This is a genomic window from Streptomyces sp. NPDC041713, assembly GCF_055591085.1.
In genome coordinates this window covers 159789-177008 of sequence record NZ_JBVIZY010000005.1, presented here as the reverse complement: position 1 = coordinate 177008, position 17220 = coordinate 159789, and the positions used below count along the sequence as shown (strand labels likewise).

Annotated in this window: 18 protein-coding genes; 10 read left to right on the top strand and 8 right to left on the bottom strand. The window is 71.1% G+C overall.

Annotated features, from left to right (window positions below; translation table 11 throughout):
• Nucleotides 1-316 precede the first annotated feature (316 nt).
• A complete protein-coding gene (locus ACZ6CV_RS17260; RefSeq protein ID WP_469251608.1) occupies nt 317-1042 on the top strand; it encodes a LuxR C-terminal-related transcriptional regulator in 726 nt (241 codons plus the stop codon).
• Between the two features lie 34 nt (nt 1043-1076).
• Here ACZ6CV_RS17260 and ACZ6CV_RS17255 read toward each other — a convergent pair whose 3' ends face one another.
• The gene (locus ACZ6CV_RS17255; protein WP_469251607.1) at nt 1077-1376 is read right to left on the bottom strand and encodes a hypothetical protein; all 300 of its coding nucleotides are present in this window, start codon (nt 1374-1376) and stop codon (nt 1077-1079) included.
• A 23-nt stretch (nt 1377-1399) separates the two neighbouring features.
• A complete protein-coding gene (locus tag ACZ6CV_RS17250; protein ID WP_362376849.1) occupies nt 1400-3085 on the bottom strand; it encodes a sodium:solute symporter family protein in 1686 nt (561 codons plus the stop codon).
• 213 nt (nt 3086-3298) lie between these two features.
• On the opposite strand from ACZ6CV_RS17250, the gene galT reads away from it, so the two are divergent.
• From galT to ACZ6CV_RS17230, 4 genes are all read left to right on the top strand, one after another.
• Complete coding sequence (gene galT, locus ACZ6CV_RS17245) at nt 3299-4360, top strand: galactose-1-phosphate uridylyltransferase (RefSeq protein WP_469251606.1); 1062 nt, start codon at nt 3299-3301, stop codon at nt 4358-4360.
• The gene (galE, locus tag ACZ6CV_RS17240; protein ID WP_469251605.1) at nt 4357-5310 is read left to right on the top strand and encodes a UDP-glucose 4-epimerase GalE; all 954 of its coding nucleotides are present in this window, start codon (nt 4357-4359) and stop codon (nt 5308-5310) included. The genes galT and galE overlap by 4 nt, the downstream gene beginning before the upstream one ends.
• Nucleotides 5311-5340: 30 nt before the next feature.
• Complete coding sequence (gene galK, locus ACZ6CV_RS17235; RefSeq protein WP_469251604.1) at nt 5341-6495, top strand: galactokinase; 1155 nt, start codon at nt 5341-5343, stop codon at nt 6493-6495.
• Between the two features lie 166 nt (nt 6496-6661).
• Nucleotides 6662-7009: a DoxX family protein gene (locus ACZ6CV_RS17230; protein WP_469251603.1), complete on the top strand. Its 348-nt coding sequence runs from the start codon at nt 6662-6664 to the stop codon at nt 7007-7009.
• 9 nt (nt 7010-7018) lie between these two features.
• On the opposite strand, the gene ACZ6CV_RS17225 is transcribed toward ACZ6CV_RS17230, so the two are convergent.
• Entirely contained in the window at nt 7019-7474 is a 456-nt protein-coding gene (locus ACZ6CV_RS17225) for a GNAT family N-acetyltransferase (protein WP_362376986.1), read from the bottom strand.
• 263 nt (nt 7475-7737) lie between these two features.
• Here ACZ6CV_RS17225 and ACZ6CV_RS17220 point away from each other — a divergent pair, with 263 nt between their 5' ends.
• Complete coding sequence (locus ACZ6CV_RS17220) at nt 7738-8511, top strand: response regulator transcription factor (RefSeq protein WP_355807427.1); 774 nt, start codon at nt 7738-7740, stop codon at nt 8509-8511.
• Here the strand turns inward: ACZ6CV_RS17220 and tamR are convergent.
• Nucleotides 8470-8967: a MarR family transcriptional regulator TamR gene (gene tamR / locus ACZ6CV_RS17215; RefSeq protein ID WP_362376856.1), complete on the bottom strand. Its 498-nt coding sequence runs from the start codon at nt 8965-8967 to the stop codon at nt 8470-8472. The genes ACZ6CV_RS17220 and tamR overlap by 42 nt on opposite strands.
• A gap of 141 nt (nt 8968-9108) precedes the next feature.
• Between tamR and ACZ6CV_RS17210 the strand changes: the two genes are divergently transcribed.
• The 3 genes from ACZ6CV_RS17210 to ACZ6CV_RS17200 all read left to right on the top strand — a co-directional run bounded on the left by ACZ6CV_RS17210 (nt 9109) and on the right by ACZ6CV_RS17200 (nt 11052).
• Nucleotides 9109-9945, top strand: coding sequence for a trans-aconitate 2-methyltransferase (locus ACZ6CV_RS17210; RefSeq protein ID WP_469251602.1), 837 nt, complete (start codon nt 9109-9111; stop codon nt 9943-9945).
• Nucleotides 9945-10307 (top strand): VOC family protein, encoded by a 363-nt coding sequence (locus tag ACZ6CV_RS17205; RefSeq protein WP_469251601.1) that lies wholly within the window; start codon nt 9945-9947, stop codon nt 10305-10307. Before ACZ6CV_RS17210 ends, ACZ6CV_RS17205 begins: the two co-directional genes overlap by 1 nt.
• 124 nt (nt 10308-10431) lie before the next feature.
• A complete protein-coding gene (locus ACZ6CV_RS17200) occupies nt 10432-11052 on the top strand; it encodes a Uma2 family endonuclease (protein WP_469251600.1) in 621 nt (206 codons plus the stop codon).
• Between the two features lie 6 nt (nt 11053-11058).
• On the opposite strand, the gene ACZ6CV_RS17195 is transcribed toward ACZ6CV_RS17200, so the two are convergent.
• Nucleotides 11059-11745, bottom strand: coding sequence for a TetR/AcrR family transcriptional regulator (locus tag ACZ6CV_RS17195; protein WP_362376863.1), 687 nt, complete (start codon nt 11743-11745; stop codon nt 11059-11061).
• A complete protein-coding gene (locus ACZ6CV_RS17190) occupies nt 11742-12779 on the bottom strand; it encodes an acyl-CoA desaturase (protein ID WP_469251599.1) in 1038 nt (345 codons plus the stop codon). The genes ACZ6CV_RS17195 and ACZ6CV_RS17190 overlap by 4 nt, the downstream gene beginning before the upstream one ends.
• A 276-nt stretch (nt 12780-13055) precedes the next feature.
• On the opposite strand from ACZ6CV_RS17190, the gene ppc reads away from it, so the two are divergent.
• Nucleotides 13056-15800, top strand: coding sequence for a phosphoenolpyruvate carboxylase (gene ppc, locus ACZ6CV_RS17185; RefSeq protein ID WP_469251598.1), 2745 nt, complete (start codon nt 13056-13058; stop codon nt 15798-15800).
• Nucleotides 15801-15864: 64 nt separating this feature from the next.
• Here the strand turns inward: ppc and pth are convergent, their stop codons facing one another.
• Complete coding sequence (gene pth / locus ACZ6CV_RS17180) at nt 15865-16467, bottom strand: aminoacyl-tRNA hydrolase (protein ID WP_469251597.1); 603 nt, start codon at nt 16465-16467, stop codon at nt 15865-15867.
• 105 nt (nt 16468-16572) lie between these two features.
• The gene (locus tag ACZ6CV_RS17175; RefSeq protein WP_362376870.1) at nt 16573-17169 is read right to left on the bottom strand and encodes a 50S ribosomal protein L25/general stress protein Ctc; all 597 of its coding nucleotides are present in this window, start codon (nt 17167-17169) and stop codon (nt 16573-16575) included.
• Between the last annotated feature and the right edge of the window lie 51 nt (nt 17170-17220).

The window sequence follows — 17220 nt, the reverse complement described above, 5'->3', positions numbered from 1 at the left end:
CTTGGGGAAAAAAAAAAAAAAAAACACAAACTCGCGTTCCCCCCCCCCCCCCCCCCCCCCCCCCCCCCCCCCCGCGTCCCCCCCCCCCCCGCCGTCCGCGTACCACCCGGTCCTTCCCGGCGCCCCCCAAGGGCAGGGATTTCGGCATTACGGGCCGCTTCTGGCCGGTAGGGGGCGCGTAACGTCGAACAAGCGTGTAGCTTCCGGGGGACGGTGGGCCGGGGGGCCCGCGGTCCACGGGGAGCGGGAGAGCGGGGCGACCGGTGGATCTGGGGATCAGTCGGGGAAGTGGGGGGTTGCTGTGGGTGTGCGGCTCATGGTGGTCGACGATCATCGACTGCTCGCCGAGGCCCTCGCCTCGGCGCTGAAACTGCGCGGGCACCGGGTGCTCGCCGCCGCCGCGCCCGCCGCGGGCGCGGCGGAACTGGTCATCAGCAGGGCCCCGGAGGTCTGCCTCCTCGGCACGGCGACGCCCGCCGAACCGGGCATGTTCGACCCGGTGGTGAAGATCAAGCGGGACCGCCCGCAGGTGCAGGTGGTGGTGCTCGGTCCGGTGCCGAACCCGCGCGGGATCGCCGCGGCCTTCGCCTCCGGCGCCTGTGGGTACGTGCGCCACGACGAGCGCATCGAGGGTGTGGAGCGCGCCATCATGAAGGCGCGCGCGGGCGAGGCGGCCGTCGCGCCCCAGCTGCTCCAGGGCGCCTTCAGCGAGCTGCTCAACCCGGCCGCGCAGCCCGACGACGAGGGGCAGCGCCTGCTGCAGATGCTCACGCCCCGCGAGGTCGAGGTGCTGGTCCGGGTCGCGGACGGCGAGGACACCCGGCTGATCGCCGCCGGCATGGGGATAGCCCCGAGCACGGCACGCACCCACGTCCAGCGGGTCCTGATGAAGCTCGGCGTCGGCTCGCGCCTGGAGGCCGCCGCGCTCGCCGCGCGCACGGGCCTGCTGGAGCGCGCCGAGCGCCCGCTCTCCTCGTACGCGCACAACGGCGGTGGCCCCGAGGGCCCGGAGACGGCGCCGGGGCCCGAGTCACCGCGGTGACGCCGGGCCCCGGCCGGGGAGGACGAGCGAGGGGTTACTCGGTCCCCTCCTTCGGCTCCGTCTCCGGCCCCGCCGCGGGCACCACCATCGGGCGCAGCCAGAGCCACCCCAGGAAGAAGAGCCCGAGGGCGAGCATGGCGAGCCCCGTCCACAGGTTGATGTTGATGTCCTCGGCCTTCTTCAGGTCGGCGTCGGACGCGGTGATGCCGGCGATCGTCACGATGATCCCGTAGACGACGAACAGGCCGCCGATGATGCGCCTGATGTCGAAGAGCCGGGCCGCCGTGGCGGACTTGGCCTCCAGGTCGGAGACGTGCTTGTGCAGATCAGACATGGTCTTCGGTCCTCCGATCGGGGCTAGAACGAGTACGGCACGTAACAGGCGGCGGCGAGGACGACGGCGCCCCAGCCGAGCAGCGCCGGCCTGCGGTACCACGCGTCGTCGCCCGCCTCGACGCCGTCCGCCTCCAGGTCCGGCGAGACCGTTCCGTAGACCAGACCGGCCAGTTCGGCCTCCGGCTTGGGCTCGGTGAACAGGGTGACGGCCACCATCACGACGGCGCCGGCGGCGAAGCCGACCATCGCCGAGACGAAGTTGGCGCCCTGGTCGGACGGGATGTCGATGATGCCCTGCTTGTAGATCCAGAAGTAGTTGACCATCGCGGCGGTGGTGCCCGCGAGCAGGCCCCAGACGCCGGACTTCATCGACGCCCGCTTCCAGAACATGCCGATGATGAAGACCACGAACATCGGGACGTTGAAGAAGGAGAACAGCGTCTGCAGGTAGCTCATGATGTTCGAGAACGACGAGGCGATGAACGCCGTGCCGATCGAGGCGAGCACACCGAGAGCGGTGATGAGCCGGCCGAACTTCAGGTAGTAGCCGTCCTCACGGTCCTTGACCACGTACTTCGCCCAGATGTCGTACGTGAACACGGTGTTGAAGGACGAGACGTTCGCCGCCATGCCCGCCATGAACGCGGCGAGCAGACCGGTGACCGCGATGCCGAGCACGCCGTTGGGCAGCAACTCCTGCATCAGGTACGGGATCGCGTCGTTGTACGTCAGGTCGGAGCCCGCCGTGCCGATCTTCGGGACGAGGACGGCGGCGACCAGGCCCGGGATCATCACCGCGAAGACGATGAAGATCTTCGGGAAGGCGGCGATCAGCGGGGTGCGCTGGGCGGCGCTCAGGTTCTTGGCGGAGAGCGCGCGCTGCACCTCGGCGAAGTTGGTCGTCCAGTAGCCGAAGGAGAGCACGAAGCCGAGGCCGAGGATGATCGTCAGCCAGTTGGCGCCGAGCGGGTTGGCGTCACCGATGCCGGTGCCGCCCCAGGCGGTCATGAAGTTGTCGCCGTGCTGCTTCTCGATCGAGCCGGACAGGCCGTCCCAGCCGCCGACCTTCTTCAGGCCGATGACGCAGATGGGTATCAGCGCGGCGAGGATGACGAAGAACTGCAGGACCTCGTTGTAGATCGCCGAGGAGAGACCGCCGATGGTGATGTACGCGAGGACGAAGAGCCCCGCGACGACGATCGCCACCCACTGCGGCCAGCCGAGCAGCGCCTCGACGACGATCGACAGGGCGTAGAGGTTCACGCCCGCGATGAGGATCGCCGCGAAGGCGAAGAGCGCCGAGCTGAGCAGGTGCGCCGACTTGTCGAAGCGCTGGAGCAGGAACTCGGGGACGGAGCGGACCTTGCTGCGGTAGTAGAAGGGCATCATGACCAGGCCGAGGAAGACCATGGCCGGGATGGCGCCGATCCAGTACCAGTGGACGACCGCGACGCCGTACTGCGCGCCGGTCGCGGCCATGCCGAGGATCTCGGTGGCGCCCAGGTTCGCGGCGACGAAGGCGAGCCCGGTGACCCACGCGGGCAGCGAACGGCCCGAGAGGAAGAAGTCGAGGCTGGTCTTCACGGAGCGCCGGGCGGCGAAGCCGATGCCGAGAACCACGGCGAAGTAGATCGCCAGGATCGCGTAGTCGAGGCCGTTGGTGGGCAGCCGAAGCCCCTCGGCCAGGGTTTGTGTCGGGGACAGCATGTGAACTCGCTTCGTTGCGCGAACGGATCAGACCGGAACCTACGCCCCTTGCTTCAATAACTGAACAGTTCTGTTGGTGTTCTTTGTTTGATTGTGATCGAGCTGACGGGTCGAAACATTGCCCCGCCCCCGGGGGTGCGGGCATTGACGGAGCTGTTGGCTTGTGATTTGTTATGTTCGGTTCTGTTGGGTGGGTGGTGAGGAGCCCCTGACGTGAAGAAGACCTCGACCCGTCTCGCCGACGGTCGTGAGCTCATCTACTACGACGTGCGCGACGACACCGTGCGCGACGCCGTCGACCGGCGCCCGCTCGGGCCCGTCTCGACCACATCGGAGGTGCGACGGGACCCCCTGCTCGGCGACAGCGTGGCCATCGCCTCGCACCGCCAGGGCCGCACCTACCACCCGCCGGCCGACGAGTGCCCCCTGTGCCCCTCCGCCGGGGAACGGCTCAGCGAGATCCCCGACTCCGCGTACGACGTCGTGGTCTTCGAGAACCGCTTCCCCTCGCTCGCGGGCGACGCGGGCCGCTGCGAGGTCGTCTGCTTCACCCCCGACCACACGGCCTCCTTCGCCGACCTCACCCCCGAGCAGGCCGGACTCGTCCTGGAGGCCTGGACCGACCGCACCGCCGAACTCGCCCACCTGGACTCCGTGGCGCAGGTGTTCTGCTTCGAGAACCGCGGCGCCGAGATCGGCGTGACCCTCGGCCACCCGCACGGCCAGATCTACGCCTACCCCTTCGTCACCCCGCGCACGGACCTGATGCTGCGCTCGCTCGGCGCGTTCAAGGAGTCCACCGGCACCAACCTCTTCGACGACATCGTCGCGAAGGAGAGCGCCGGCGAGCGGGTCGTCCTGGCGGGCGAGCACTGGGTGGCCTTCGTGCCGTACGCGGCGCACTGGCCCTACGAGGTGCACCTGTACCCCAAGCGCCGGGTCCCCGACCTGCTCGCCCTCGACGAAGCGGCGCGCGCGGAGTTCCCGCGGATCTACCTGGAACTCCTCAGGCGCTTCGACCGGATCTTCGACACCTCGGGCACGACCCCCACCCCCTACATCGCGGCCTGGCACCAGGCGCCGTTCACCGGCCTCGACGGACATGACGGGATCAACCGGGACGACTTCGGCCTGCACCTCGAACTTTTCACGATTCGCCGCACTTCGGGCAAGCTGAAGTTCCTCGCGGGTTCCGAATCCGGCATGAGCGTGTTCATCAACGACGTGCCGCCGGAAGCCGCGGCCCAGCGACTGCGAGAGGTAGCGAGTTCATGAGCGGTAAGTACCTGGTCACCGGTGGTGCGGGCTACGTCGGAAGTGTGGTGGCGCAGCATCTGATCGAGGCCGGGCACGAGGTGACCGTGCTCGACAACCTCTCGACGGGCTTCCGTGAAGGCGTCCCCGCCGGCGCCGCGTTCATCGAGGGCGACATCCGCGACGCGGCCAAGTGGCTGGACTCCACGTACGACGCCGTGCTCCACTTCGCCGCCTTCTCCCAGGTCGGCGAGTCCGTCGTGAAGCCCGAGAAGTACTGGGCCAACAACGTCGGCGGCACCATGGCGCTGCTCGCCGCCATGCGCGACGCCGACGTGCGCCGGCTCGTCTTCTCCTCCACCGCCGCCACGTACGGCGAACCCGTGAGCACCCCCATCACGGAGACCGACCCGACCGCGCCGACCTCTCCGTACGGCGCCTCCAAGCTCGCCGTCGACCACATGATCAGCGGCGAGGCCGCCGCGCACGGCCTGGCCGCCGTCTCGCTGCGCTACTTCAACGTCGCGGGCGCGTACGGCGACTGCGGCGAGCGCCACGACCCCGAGTCGCACCTCATCCCGCTCGTCCTCCAGGTCGCCCAGGGCCGCCGCGAGGCGATCAACGTCTTCGGCGACGACTACCCGACGCCGGACGGCACCTGCGTGCGCGACTACATCCACGTCGCCGACCTCGCCGAGGCCCACCTCCTCGCCGTCGACGCCGCCACCCCCGGCGAGCACCTCATCTGCAACCTCGGCAACGGCAACGGCTTCTCCGTGCGCGAGGTCATCGAGACCGTCCGCGAGGTCACCGGCCACCCCATCCCGGAGGTCACGGCCCCGCGCCGCGGCGGCGACCCGGCGGTCCTGGTCGCATCGGCCGCCACCGCACGCGAGAAGCTCGGCTGGAACCCGACCCGCGCGGACCTCGCGGGCATCGTCGCCGACGCCTGGGCGTTCGCCCGGCGTTGAGAGAAAAAACGAGGGGCTGAGGGGCAACCGATGGACGTAGCGGGCAAGTTCGCCGAGCTGTACGGGTACCCGGCGCAGGGGGTGTGGTCGGCCCCGGGCCGGGTCAACCTCATCGGCGAGTACACGGACTTCAACGAGGGGTTCGTGCTGCCGCTCGCCCTGCCGCACACCGCGGTGGCGGCCGCGGCCCGGCGCACCGACGGCGTCCTGCGGCTGCACTCCGCGGACATCGACGCCCCCGTCGCCGAACTCCGCGTCGACACCCTCGAACCCCTGTCGAAGTACGGGCAGGGCGGCTGGGCCGCCTACCCCGCCGGTGTGGTGTGGGCGCTGCGGGACGCGGGCCACGACGTGTCCGGCGGCGCCGACATCCACCTCGCCTCGACCGTGCCCACCGGGGCGGGCCTGTCCTCGTCGGCCGCCCTGGAGGTCGTCACGGCCCTTGCTCTGAACGACCTGTACGGGCTCGGCCTCGACCGGCCGCGTCTCGCGGTCCTCGCCCAGCGCGCCGAGAACGCCTTCGTCGGCGTGCCCTGCGGCGTGATGGACCAGATGGCCTCCGCGTGCGCCACCGAGGGCCACGCCCTGCACCTGGACTGCCGCGACCTGGCGATACGGCAGGTCCCCTTCGACCTCGACGCGCACGGCCTGCGGCTGCTCGTCGTCGACACCCGGGTCAAGCACGAGCTGGGCGACGGGGCGTACGCGGAGCGCCGGGCCGGCTGCGAGGAGGGCGCCCGCATCCTGGGCGTGACCCACCTGCGGGACGTGCCGTACGACGAACTCCCCGCGGCGCTGGAGCGGCTGACGGACGAGCGGATCCGGCGGTACGTGCGGCACATTGTCTCGGACGACCACCGCGTCGAGCGGGTCATCGGCCTCCTCGACGCCGGCGACGTCCGCGCGGCCGGCCCCGTCCTCACCGAGGGACACGCCTCGCTCCGCGACGACCTGCGCATCTCCTGCCCGGAGCTGGACCTGGTGGTGAGCTCCGCGAACGCGGCGGGCGCGCTCGGCGCCCGGATGACCGGCGGCGGCTTCGGCGGCTCGGCGCTCGTCCTGGTGGAGGCGGCCGACGCGGAGACGGTCACGAAGTCCGTCCTCGCGGCCTTCGACGCGGCGGGCTTCACGGCGCCGCGGGTGTTCCCCGCGGCCCCGTCGGCGGGGGCGCGCCGGGAGGCGTGAGCGGGCGGTGACCGGGCCCGGCGGAACCCGGCGGAACCCGGCGGAAAAAGATTCCGCCGACCGGTCACATCGGTGCGGTGTGCTCCGTCATGGCAGTGAACAGCCGAGAACGGCACCGGCCAGGGCGGCACCGCTTCGGCGGCCGCGCGACAGAGGAGCGTCCCAGATGTCCACCACCCACACCGTCGTCACCCTGATCGCCGCCGCGATGGTGGGCTTCTCCGCCGTCTCCGTCTTCCTGCGCGCCCAGTGGGTCGTGCAGCCGATGGCCGACTACGGCGTCCCCATGAGGTGGCTGCCCTGGCTCGGCGCCGCCAAGGCCGCGGGCGTCGCAGGGCTGCTCGCCGGCCTGTTCGTGCCGGTGGTCGGGACCGTGGCGGCGATCGCCCTGGTGCTGTACTTCGCCGGGGCCGTCGTCACCGTGGTGCGGGCGCGCTGGTACGCGCACATCCCGTTCCCGCTGCTGTACGCGGCGCCGGTCGCCGGCGCCCTGGTCGTGGGGCTCGCGGCCTGAGCCCGCGGGTCAGCCCAGCCGCTTGGTGAGCGTGAACTCCTTGACGCCCTCGGGGTAGTCGGGGATCACGCTCACCAGCTCGTACCCCTGGTTCCGGTAGAAGCCCGGGGCCTGGAAGTCCCACGTCTCCACCCGGGAGCTGCGGCAGCCGCGCTCCTCGACGGCCACCCGTTCCGCCTCCGCGAGCAGCCGTGAGCCGAGGCCCGCCCCGCGGTGCCGGTCGTCGACCCAGAGGTAGTCCACGTGCAGCCAGCGCGCCCAGGTGTGCGCGGCGATCCCCGCGGCCAGCCCGCCCGTCTCGTCCAACGCCCAGACGGCCAGCGGCACTTCCTGGTCGTCGCGGGTGCCGCGGAGCGCGCGCAGCTCCGCCGACGCCGCCGTGTTCGTCTCGCTCAGCCGCGAGCGCAGCAGACCCAGCCGCTCTTTGTCGACTCCCGTCTCCATCCGAAACATATGGCTCACCATAAACGCGTCGGCCAATCAGTTCTGCAAATCACCTTCCGCTGCGGGCGTGCGGCCCTACTCTGAAGGGCAGTGCCGGTGGGGGCCGGCACTGATCAGGGGGCGAGACAGTCGGGTACAGCGCCCGGCGTGGGGGCAGCGGTCACGTCCGGCGGCGGCCGGGCCACCGCGTCGACCCCCGCACCGGGCGCCGTACCCGCACCAGCCGTTCTCCGATGATGGGGTATCCCCAGCTCCCTGCCGGGAGCGCGGGGAAGGGGGTTTCTGTGGTTCGCATTCGAGTCCTGGTCGTCGACGACCACCGCATCTTCGCCGAGTCGCTGGCCGCCGCGCTCGCGGCCGAGCCCGACGTCGAGGTGTCGGCGGCCGGCAGCGGTCCCGCCGCACTGCGCTGCCTGGAGCGCTCGATCGCCGAGGGGCGCAGGTACGACGTGCTGCTCGTCGACGCCGACCTCGGCAGCGCCGCGAGCGTCCTGGCCGCCCGGCCCGCCGTCTCCGTCCAGGAGGGCAACGCCGACGGGCTCGTCGACGGCATCTCGCTGGTCGCGGGGGTGCGCACCGGCCAGCCCGCCGTGCGCACCGTGGTGCTCGCCGAGAAGGACGACCCGCGCCGCGCGGCGCTCGCCCTGCAGGCCGGGGCCTCCGGCTGGGTCGCCAAGGACTGCTCGCTCTCCCGGCTCCTGACGGTCATACGGGGCGTGCTGCGCGACGAGACCCACCTGCCGCCCGCCCTGCTCACCGGCGTGCTGCGCGAGCTGACCGCGGCCCGCAAGCACCGCACCGAGTCCGAGCGCCTGGTGGAGTCGCTGACCCCGCGCGAGCGCGAGGTGCTGCGCTGCATGGTGGCGGGGCTCGGCCGCAAGGCCGTCGCCGAGCGTCTCTTCCTCTCCCCGCACACGGTGCGTACGCACATGCAGAACGTGCTGGGCAAGCTGGGCGTGCACTCCACGCTCGCCGCGGTGGCGCTGGCCCGGCGCGCGGGCGTCGGGCCGGCCGACCTAGCCGGGGATGTTGTCGAACGGGGCGGTCAACTGGCGTAGCAGCCCCGCCAGTTCGCCGCGCTGAGCGCGGGAGAGCTCGGCGAGGATCGCCCGCTCCTGCTCCAGGAGTCCGGCCAGGGCCTGGTCCGCGCGGTCCCGGCCCTCCGCGGTGAGCCGCACCAGGACGCCGCGCCGGTCGCTGGGGTCCGGCAGCCGCTCGACGAGGCCCTTCTTCGCGAGGCGGTCGATGCGATTCGTCATCGTGCCGGACGTCACGAGCGTCTGGGTCAGGAGCTGGCCGGGGGAGAGCTGGTAGGGCGCGCCGGCGCGCCGCAGCGACGTCAGGACGTCGAACTCCCACGGCTCCAGGTTGTGCTCCGAGAAGGCGAGCCTTCGGGCACGGTCCAGGTGCCGCGCGAGCCTGCTCACGCGGCTGAGCACCTCGAGTGGTTCCACGTCGAGGTCCGGGCGCTCCCGGCGCCACGCTGCGACCAGCCGATCGACCTCGTCCTCCATGACGATCAGTGTAGGGGGTCTGTCGACATGAAGTCTCTTGACGTCAAGATACTTCGGGTTCAGGATGGCCCTCGGAGCGCGCACCGCACGTCACCCCGGCGTCCCGCCGCGTTCCCCGCGCCGTCGTCGAGGAGGCCCACCATGCCCGCATCCGCAGCCGCCGCCACCTGGGATCCCCACCAGTACCTGCGCCACGCCGACCACCGCTCCCGGCCCTTCGTGGACCTGCTCGCCCGCGTCCCCGACCTCCCCGCCGCCGGCCGCCCGCCCCGCGTCGCCGACCTCGGCTGCGGCCCCGGCAACGTCACCCGGCTCCTCGCCGAGCGCTGGCCCACCGCGCACATCACCGGCTTCGACAACTCCCCGGAGATGCTGGCCAGGGCCGAGGCGGTGGCGGGCCCCACGGCCGGCGGCGGCCTCCTCGACTTCGCCCCCGCCGATGCCACCCGGTGGACACCGGCCCCGGGAACGTACGACCTGATCGTGTCCAACGCGACCCTCCAGTGGGTGCCGGGCCACCCCGGCTCGTTCGCCGCCTGGATCGACGCCCTGACGCGCGGCGGCACGTTCGCCTTCCAGGTGCCGGGCAACTTCGACGCCCCCAGCCACGTCCTGATGCGGGAACTGAGCGGCTCCGAGCGGTGGCGGGGGCGGCTCGGCGGACGGCTGCGGCACGCGGACGCGGTCCTGACGCCGGGGGAGTACCTGGAGCGGCTCGCGGACCTCGGCTGCGCGGTCGACGCGTGGGAGACGACGTACCAGCACCTGCTGACCGGCGAGGACCCGGTCCTGGACTGGGTGAAGGGCACGGGCCTGCGCCCGGTCCTGACCGCCCTGGCCGACGACCCCGCCGCCACGGAGGCGTTCCTGTCGGAGTACCGCGACCTCCTGCGCACGGCCTACCCGGCGACCGCCCACGGCACCGTCTTCCCCTTCCGCCGGGTGTTCGCGGTGGCCCGCAAGGAAGGCGGTGCGTGATGCTCGCGTCCCTTGACCACGTCCAGCTCGCCGCCCCGCCCGGCAGCGAGGACCTGCTGCGGGCCTACTACGTCGACGTGCTCGGCATGACGGAGGTGTCGAAGCCGCCGGTGCCCGCGGCACGCGGCGGCTGCTGGTTCGAGGCGGGCGACGTCCGCCTGCACGTCGGCGTCGAGGACGACTTCCACCCCGCCCGAAAGGCCCACCCCGGCCTGCGGGTCCGGGACATCGCCGGGTACGCGGACCGACTGACCGCGCGGGGCGCCGAGGTCGTGTGGGACGACAACCTGCCGGGCCACCGCCGCTTCTACTCCGAGGACCCGGTCGGCAACCGCCTCGAATTCCTCGAACCGTTGGCCTGACCTCGCACGTTCGGGTGATCGCCGGGGGCTTTTCGGGTGACGATGCACTCGGCGCCGTACCGTCACCGTGTCGCTTGTGCCGCAGTGGCGCCCGCGCCCACACTGATGGAGGAGGTGCTGCACGATGACCGCTCTCGCACATGAGGTGACCCCCGTGGTGAACAACCCGGTACCCGACTTGGACGAGGTCCTGTGGCAGGCGTGGAAGGCCATGGATCTCCCCGAGGGCTACCGCGCCGAGATCATCGAGGGAGCCATCGAGGTGTCGCCCACCGGTCGCCGTCGTCACGGCGTGCTCATCAACCGTTGCCGTCGTGCGCTGGACCGGCACCTTTCGGGCAGCGATTACCTGCCGTTCCAGGACATCAACGTCATCCACGGCCGCAAGTCCTGGATCCCCGACCTCTTCGTCGCCCCGGAGGACCTCGACGAGATCCCCAACGAGGAAGACCTCGGCGTCGACGCCTCCGGAGTCGCCCTGGTCGTCGAGGTCGTCTCACCCGGCTCCCGCAACATCGAGCGCGACCGCGTCCGCAAGCGTCGCGAGTACGCCCGCGCCGGCATCCCCGTCTATGTGATCGTCGACGACTTCGACGAGGACGGCGCGGTCCTCGTCCTGACCGCGCCCAACCCGAAGAAGGAGAGCTACGAGGACGAGCACCGCGTCCCGTACGGCACCGACGCCGTCGTCCCGAGCGGCCCCGCCAAGGGCTTCGCCATCGGTGAGGCCATCACCCGGAGCTGACCGGCGTCAGCTCTTCCGGTGGCCTATCAGCCGCGGCTTCGGCTCCAGGCCGTCGAGGCCGTGCCACGCCAGGTTCACCAGGTGGGCCGCCACCTCCGCCTTCTTCGGCTTGCGGACGTCCAGCCACCACTGGCCCGTCAGCGCGACCATGCCGACCAGCGCCTGCGCGTACAGCGGCGCCAGCTTCTGGTCGAAGCCGCGGCCCTTGAACTCCTGGCCCAGGATGTCCTCGACCTGCGTCGCGATGTCGGAGATCAGGGACGCGAAGGTGCCGGTGGACTGGGCCACCGGGGAATCGCGCACCAGGATGCGGAAACCGTCCGTGTACGTGTCGATGTAGTCGAGCAGGGCGAACGCGGCTTGTTCGAGGAGCTCGCGCGGGTGGCCCGCCGTCAGCGCCCCCGTCACCATGTCCAGGAGCGCCCGCATCTCGCGGTCCACCACCACCGCGTACAGCCCCTCCTTGCCGCCGAAGTGCTCGTACACCACCGGCTTGGAGACCCCGGCCTTGGCCGCGATCTCCTCCACCGACGTGCCCTCGAACCCCTTGGCGGCGAAGAGCGTACGGCCGATGTCCAGCAGCTGCTCCCGGCGCTCGGCACCCGTCATCCGGGTCCGGCGGGCACGCCGGGGCTGCTTCTCTTTGCCGGCAGGGCTGGAATTGCTGGAGTCGGTCGCCACGTCGTCCATCATGCCGCGTCGGGCGAGCGCGCCCCGCGCCGGGACTCGGCCTCCCCCGCGGGCCTGCGCCGCGCGTCCAGGCGCGACTGCGAGGGCCACCGCACGTCGGACGCCCAGCCCAGCTGCTCGCACCAGCGGATGATCCGCGCGGACGAGTCGATCTGGCCCTTCATCACGCCGTGCCGCGCCGACGTCGGGTCGGCGTGGTGGAGGTTGTGCCAGGACTCCCCGCAGGAGAGCACCGCCAGCCACCACACGTTGCCCGAACGGTCCCGGGACTTGAAGGGGCGCTTGCCCACCGCGTGACAGATCGAGTTGATCGACCACGTCACGTGGTGCAGCAGCGCGACCCGGACCAGCGAGCCCCAGAAGAACGCCGTGAACGCGCCCCACCACGACATCGTGACCAGCCCGCCCACCAGCGGCGGGATGCCCAGCGACACGATCGTCCAGAACAGGAACTGCCGCGAGATCGTGACGAGCGCCGGGTCCTTGATCAGGTCCGGTGCGTACTTCTCCTGTGACGTCCGCTCCTCATCGAACATCCATCCGATGTGCGCCCACCACAACCCCTTCATCAGGGCCGGGACCGTCTCGCCGAACCGCCACGGGGAGTGCGGGTCGCCCTCCGCGTCCGAGAACTTGTGGTGCTTGCGGTGGTCGGCCACCCAGCGGACCAGCGGGCCCTCCACCGCCATCGACCCCGCCACCGCCAGCGCGATCCGCAGCGGCCGCTTCGCCTTGAAGGAGCCGTGCGTGAAGTAACGGTGGAAGCCGATGGTGATGCCGTGGCACCCCAGGTAGTACATGAACACGAGCAGGCCCAGATCCAGCCAGCTCACCCCCCAGCCCCAGGCCAGCGGCACGGCCCCCAGCACGGCGATGAAGGGAACGACGATGAAGAGGAGAAGGGCGAGCTGTTCGAGTGAGCGCTTCTGCTCGCCGCCCAGTGTCGCGGGAGGCAGCGGGCCGCCGGGGTCACCGGTCGTCCGCGGAGCGTCGTCGATCACATCGGTGTCGGAGTACGCATCGGAGCTTGTCGTCATGGGCACGTCCCCTGTGGGGTCGAGGGTTGAGGTGGGATCAGTGCGTGGGCACGGTTCCTGCCACGGCTGCCATACCGCGTTTCCTACGGTTCCGTAACCTACGGCGACGTAAGTATGGCAGTGCGGAGCCCCGCGGCAAGAGGCCGCGAGCTCCGTGCCCGAGGTGACACCTATCCTTGGAGACGGTCGGACAGCGCGGTCCGCTCTCTATCTCCCCCGGACCCCTACCGGGGACCCCTCCCAGACGTGCTTCAAACACTGCAAGGAGCCGCACCTGTGAGCAGTGCCGACGACCGGGGCCAGCAGGCCACCAGCAACGCCAGCACCGAGCTGCGCGCCGACATCCGCCGCCTCGGCGACCTGCTCGGCGAGACCCTCGTACGCCAAGAGGGTCCCGAACTCCTCGAACTGGTCGAAAAGGTCCGCCGCCTGACGCGCGAGGACGGCGAGGCCGCCGCCAAGCTCCTCGGCGGCACGGAACTGGAGACCGCCGCCAAGCTGGTCCGCGCCTTCTCCACCTACTTCCACCTGGCGAACGTCACCGAGCAGGTCCACCGCGGCCGCGAGCTCCGCACCCGGCGCGCCGCCGAGGGCGGACTCCTCTCCCGCACCGCGGACCGCCTCAAGGACGCCGACCCCGAGCACCTGCGCCAGACCGTGCGCAACCTCAACGTGCGCCCCGTCTTCACCGCGCACCCCACCGAGGCCGCCCGCCGCTCGGTCCTCAACAAGCTCCGCCGCGTCGCCGCGCTCCTGGAAACCCCGGTCATCGAGTCCGACCGGCGCCGCCACGACACCCGACTGGCCGAGAACATCGACCTCGTCTGGCAGACCGACGAGCTCCGCGTGGTGCGCCCCGAACCCGCCGACGAGGCCCGCAACGCCATCTACTACCTCGACGAGCTGCACGCCGGCGCCGTCGGCGACGTCCTGGAGGACCTCACCGCCGAGCTGGAACGCGTCGGCGTCCAGCTGCCCGAAGGCACCCGCCCCCTCACCTTCGGCACCTGGATCGGCGGCGACCGCGACGGCAACCCCAACGTGACCCCCGAGGTCACCTGGGACGTCCTGATCCTCCAGCACGAGCACGGCATCAACGACGCGCTCGACCTGATCGACGAGCTGCGCGGCTTCCTCTCCAACTCCATCCGCTACACCGGAGCCACCGAGGAACTGCGCGCCTCCCTCCAGTGCGACCTGGAGCGGCTGCCCGAGATCAGCCCCCGCTACAAGCGCCTCAACGCCGAGGAGCCCTACCGCCTCAAGGCCACCTGCATCCGGCAGAAGCTGGAGAACACCAAGCAGCGCCTGGCCAAGGGCACCGCGCACGTGGAGGGCCGCGACTACCTCGGCACCGCCGAGCTGCTGCACGACCTCACCCTCATCCAGACCTCGCTGCGCGAGCACAAGGGCGCCCTCTTCGCCGACGGCCGGATGAACCGCACCATCCGCACGCTCGCCGCCTTCGGCCTCCAGCTCGCCACCATGGACGTACGCGAGCACGCCGACGCCCACCACCACGCCCTCGGCCAGCTCTTCGACCGCCTCGGCGAGGAGTCCTGGCGCTACGCCGACATGCCCCGCGAGTACCGCCAGAAGCTCCTCGCCAAGGAGCTCAGGTCCCGGCGCCCGCTCGCCCCCTCCCCGGCACCGCTCGACGCCGCTGGCGAGAAGACCCTCGGCGTCTTCCACACCGTCAAGAAGGCCCTCGAAGTCTTCGGCCCCGAAGTCATCGAGTCGTACATCATCTCGATGTGCCAGGGCGCCGACGACGTCTTCGCCGCCGCCGTCCTCGCCCGCGAAGCCGGCCTCATCGACCTGCACGCCGGCTGGGCCAAGATCGGCATCGTCCCGCTCCTGGAGACCACCGACGAGCTCCGCGCCGCCGACGTCATCCTCGACGAGATGCTCGCCGACCCGTCCTACCGGCGCCTGGTCGCCCTGCGCGGCGACGTCCAGGAAGTCATGCTCGGCTACTCGGACTCCTCCAAGTTCGGCGGCATCACCACCAGCCAGTGGGAGATCCACCGCGCCCAGCGCCGACTGCGCGACGTCGCCCACCGCTACGGCGTGCGCCTGCGCCTCTTCCACGGCCGCGGCGGCACCGTCGGCCGCGGCGGCGGCCCCTCCCACGACGCGATCCTCGCCCAGCCCTGGGGCACCCTGGAGGGCGAGATCAAGGTGACCGAGCAGGGCGAGGTCATCTCCGACAAGTACCTCGTGCCGTCACTGGCCAGGGAGAACCTGGAACTCACGGTCGCCGCCACGCTCCAGGCCTCTGCCCTGCACACGGCCCCCCGCCAGTCCGACGAGGCCCTCGCCCGCTGGGACGCCGCCATGGACGTCGTCTCCGACGCCGCGCACTCCGCGTACCGCAGGCTCGTCGAGGACCCGGACCTGCCGACGTACTTCCTCGCCTCCACCCCGGTCGACCAGCTCGCCGACCTGCACCTGGGCTCGCGGCCCTCCCGCCGCCCCGGCTCCGGCGTCTCCCTCGACGGCCTGCGCGCCATCCCGTGGGTCTTCGGCTGGACCCAGTCCCGGCAGATCGTCCCCGGCTGGTTCGGCGTCGGCTCCGGCCTCAAGGCGCTGCGCGAGGCCGGCCTCGACACCGTCCTCGACGAGATGCACGAGCACTGGCACTTCTTCCGCAACTTCCTCTCCAACGTCGAGATGACGCTCGCCAAGACGGACCTGCGGATCGCCCGGCACTACGTCGAAACCCTCGTGCCCGACGAACTCCGGCACGTCTTCGCCACCATCGAGGAAGAACACGAACTGACCGTCCGCGAGGTCCTGCGCATCACCGGCGGCGAACAGCTCCTCGACTCCCACCCGGCCCTCCAGCAGACCTTCGCCATCCGCGACGCCTACCTGGACCCCATCTCCTACCTCCAGGTAGCCCTGCTGAAGCGCCAGCGCGACGCCGCGGAGTCGGGGGAGGAACCCGACCCGCTGCTCGGCCGGGCCCTGCTGCTCACCGTCAACGGCGTGGCCGCGGGCCTCCGCAACACGGGCTGACCACTCCTCGCACCACGCGACGGGGCCCCGCACCACTTCGGTGGTGCGGGGCCCCGTCGCCGTTCTAGGAGTTGTACGCGCTCTGCGCCCGCTCCAACCCCTCCGTGACCAGCGCCTCCACCGCGTCGGACGCGCGGTCCACGAAATAGTCCAGCTCCTTGCGCTCCGCCGACGAGAAGTCCTTCAGGACGAAGTCCGCCACCTGCATCCGGCCCGGCGGACGCCCGATGCCGAACCGCACCCGGTGGTAGTCCGGACCCATCGCCTTCGTCATCGACTTCAGACCGTTGTGGCCGTTGTCGCCACCGCCCAGCTTCAACCGCAGCGCGCCGTAATCGATGTCCAGCTCGTCATGGACCGCGACGATCTGCTCGGTCGGCACCTTGTAGAAATCACGCAGCGCCGTCACCGGACCGCCCGACACGTTCATGTACGACATGGGCTTGACCAGGATCACCCGGCGGCCCGCCGGACCGGGCGCACCGATCCGCCCCTCGACCACCTGCGCCTGCGCCTTCCCCGCCCGCTTGAACTTGCCGCCCATCCGCAGGGCCAGCAGATCCGCCACCATGAACCCCACGTTGTGCCGGTTCATCGCGTACTCGGGACCCGGATTGCCCAGGCCCGCGATCAGCCAGGGAGCGCTGGCATCCGTCGTCACGTCCATGTCTCCTTCATACGCCCAAGTCCAGTCCATACGCGGCAGCCGCCGCCCCCCGACGGGGAGCGGCGGCTGCCGGCTGTCCGGATCCGATCAGATCCGACGCGAGGCTCAGGCCTCGGCGGCCTCGTCACCCTCGGCGGCACCCTCGGCCGGGGCCTCCTCGGCCTGCGCGGCCAGGACCTGGATGACGACCGCGTCCTCGTCGATGGCCAGCGTGGAGCCGGACGGCAGCGGGATGTCCTTGGCGAGGATGGACGCACCGGCGTCCAGGCCCGCGATGGAGACCGTGACCTCGGTCGGGATGTGGGTCGCCTCGGCCTCGACCGGCAGCGTGTTCAGCACGTGCTCGAGCAGGTTGCTGCCCGGAGCCAGCTCGCCCTCGGTGTGCACGGGGATCTCGACCGTGACCTTCTCGCCGCTGCGGACCAGCAGCAGGTCGACGTGCTTCAGGATGCCCTGACGGAGGGCGTCACGCTGCACGGCCTTCGGGATCGCCAGCTGGGTCTTGCCGTCCACGTCCAGGGAGATCAGGACGTTCGGCGTACGCAGCGCCATCAGCAGGTCGTGGCCCGGCAGCGCCAGGTGGACCGGCTCGGCGCCGTGACCGTAGAGAACGCCGGGAACCTTGTCCTCGCGACGGATGCGGCGGGCGGCGCCCTTGCCGAACTCGGTGCGGGTCTCAGCCTTGAGCTTGACCTCAGCCATGTGCACTCCTCGAACTAACAGGTGTCGGATGGGGTTACCCGGCCATACGAC

Bases quoted from the DNA above. Each gene is read 5' to 3' on its own strand.
- ACZ6CV_RS17260 (WP_469251608.1), top strand. From the start codon at position 317: ATGGTGGTCGACGATCATCGACTGCTCGCCGAGGCCCTCGCCTCGGCG.
- galE (WP_469251605.1), top strand. From the start codon at position 4,357: ATGAGCGGTAAGTACCTGGTCACCGGTGGTGCGGGCTACGTCGGAAGT.
- ACZ6CV_RS17205 (WP_469251601.1), top strand. From the start codon at position 9,945: ATGCTCGCGTCCCTTGACCACGTCCAGCTCGCCGCCCCGCCCGGCAGC.
- ACZ6CV_RS17200 (WP_469251600.1), top strand. From the start codon at position 10,432: ATGACCGCTCTCGCACATGAGGTGACCCCCGTGGTGAACAACCCGGTA.
- galK (WP_469251604.1), top strand. From the start codon at position 5,341: ATGGACGTAGCGGGCAAGTTCGCCGAGCTGTACGGGTACCCGGCGCAG.
- ACZ6CV_RS17255 (WP_469251607.1), bottom strand. From the start codon at position 1,376: ATGTCTGATCTGCACAAGCACGTCTCCGACCTGGAGGCCAAGTCCGCC.
- ACZ6CV_RS17230 (WP_469251603.1), top strand. From the start codon at position 6,662: ATGTCCACCACCCACACCGTCGTCACCCTGATCGCCGCCGCGATGGTG.
- ACZ6CV_RS17225 (WP_362376986.1), bottom strand. From the start codon at position 7,474: ATGGTGAGCCATATGTTTCGGATGGAGACGGGAGTCGACAAAGAGCGG.
- ACZ6CV_RS17210 (WP_469251602.1), top strand. From the start codon at position 9,109: ATGCCCGCATCCGCAGCCGCCGCCACCTGGGATCCCCACCAGTACCTG.
- ACZ6CV_RS17190 (WP_469251599.1), bottom strand. From the start codon at position 12,779: ATGACGACAAGCTCCGATGCGTACTCCGACACCGATGTGATCGACGAC.
- ACZ6CV_RS17195 (WP_362376863.1), bottom strand. From the start codon at position 11,745: ATGATGGACGACGTGGCGACCGACTCCAGCAATTCCAGCCCTGCCGGC.
- tamR (WP_362376856.1), bottom strand. From the start codon at position 8,967: ATGGAGGACGAGGTCGATCGGCTGGTCGCAGCGTGGCGCCGGGAGCGC.
- ACZ6CV_RS17250 (WP_362376849.1), bottom strand. From the start codon at position 3,085: ATGCTGTCCCCGACACAAACCCTGGCCGAGGGGCTTCGGCTGCCCACC.
- pth (WP_469251597.1), bottom strand. From the start codon at position 16,467: ATGGACGTGACGACGGATGCCAGCGCTCCCTGGCTGATCGCGGGCCTG.
- ACZ6CV_RS17175 (WP_362376870.1), bottom strand. From the start codon at position 17,169: ATGGCTGAGGTCAAGCTCAAGGCTGAGACCCGCACCGAGTTCGGCAAG.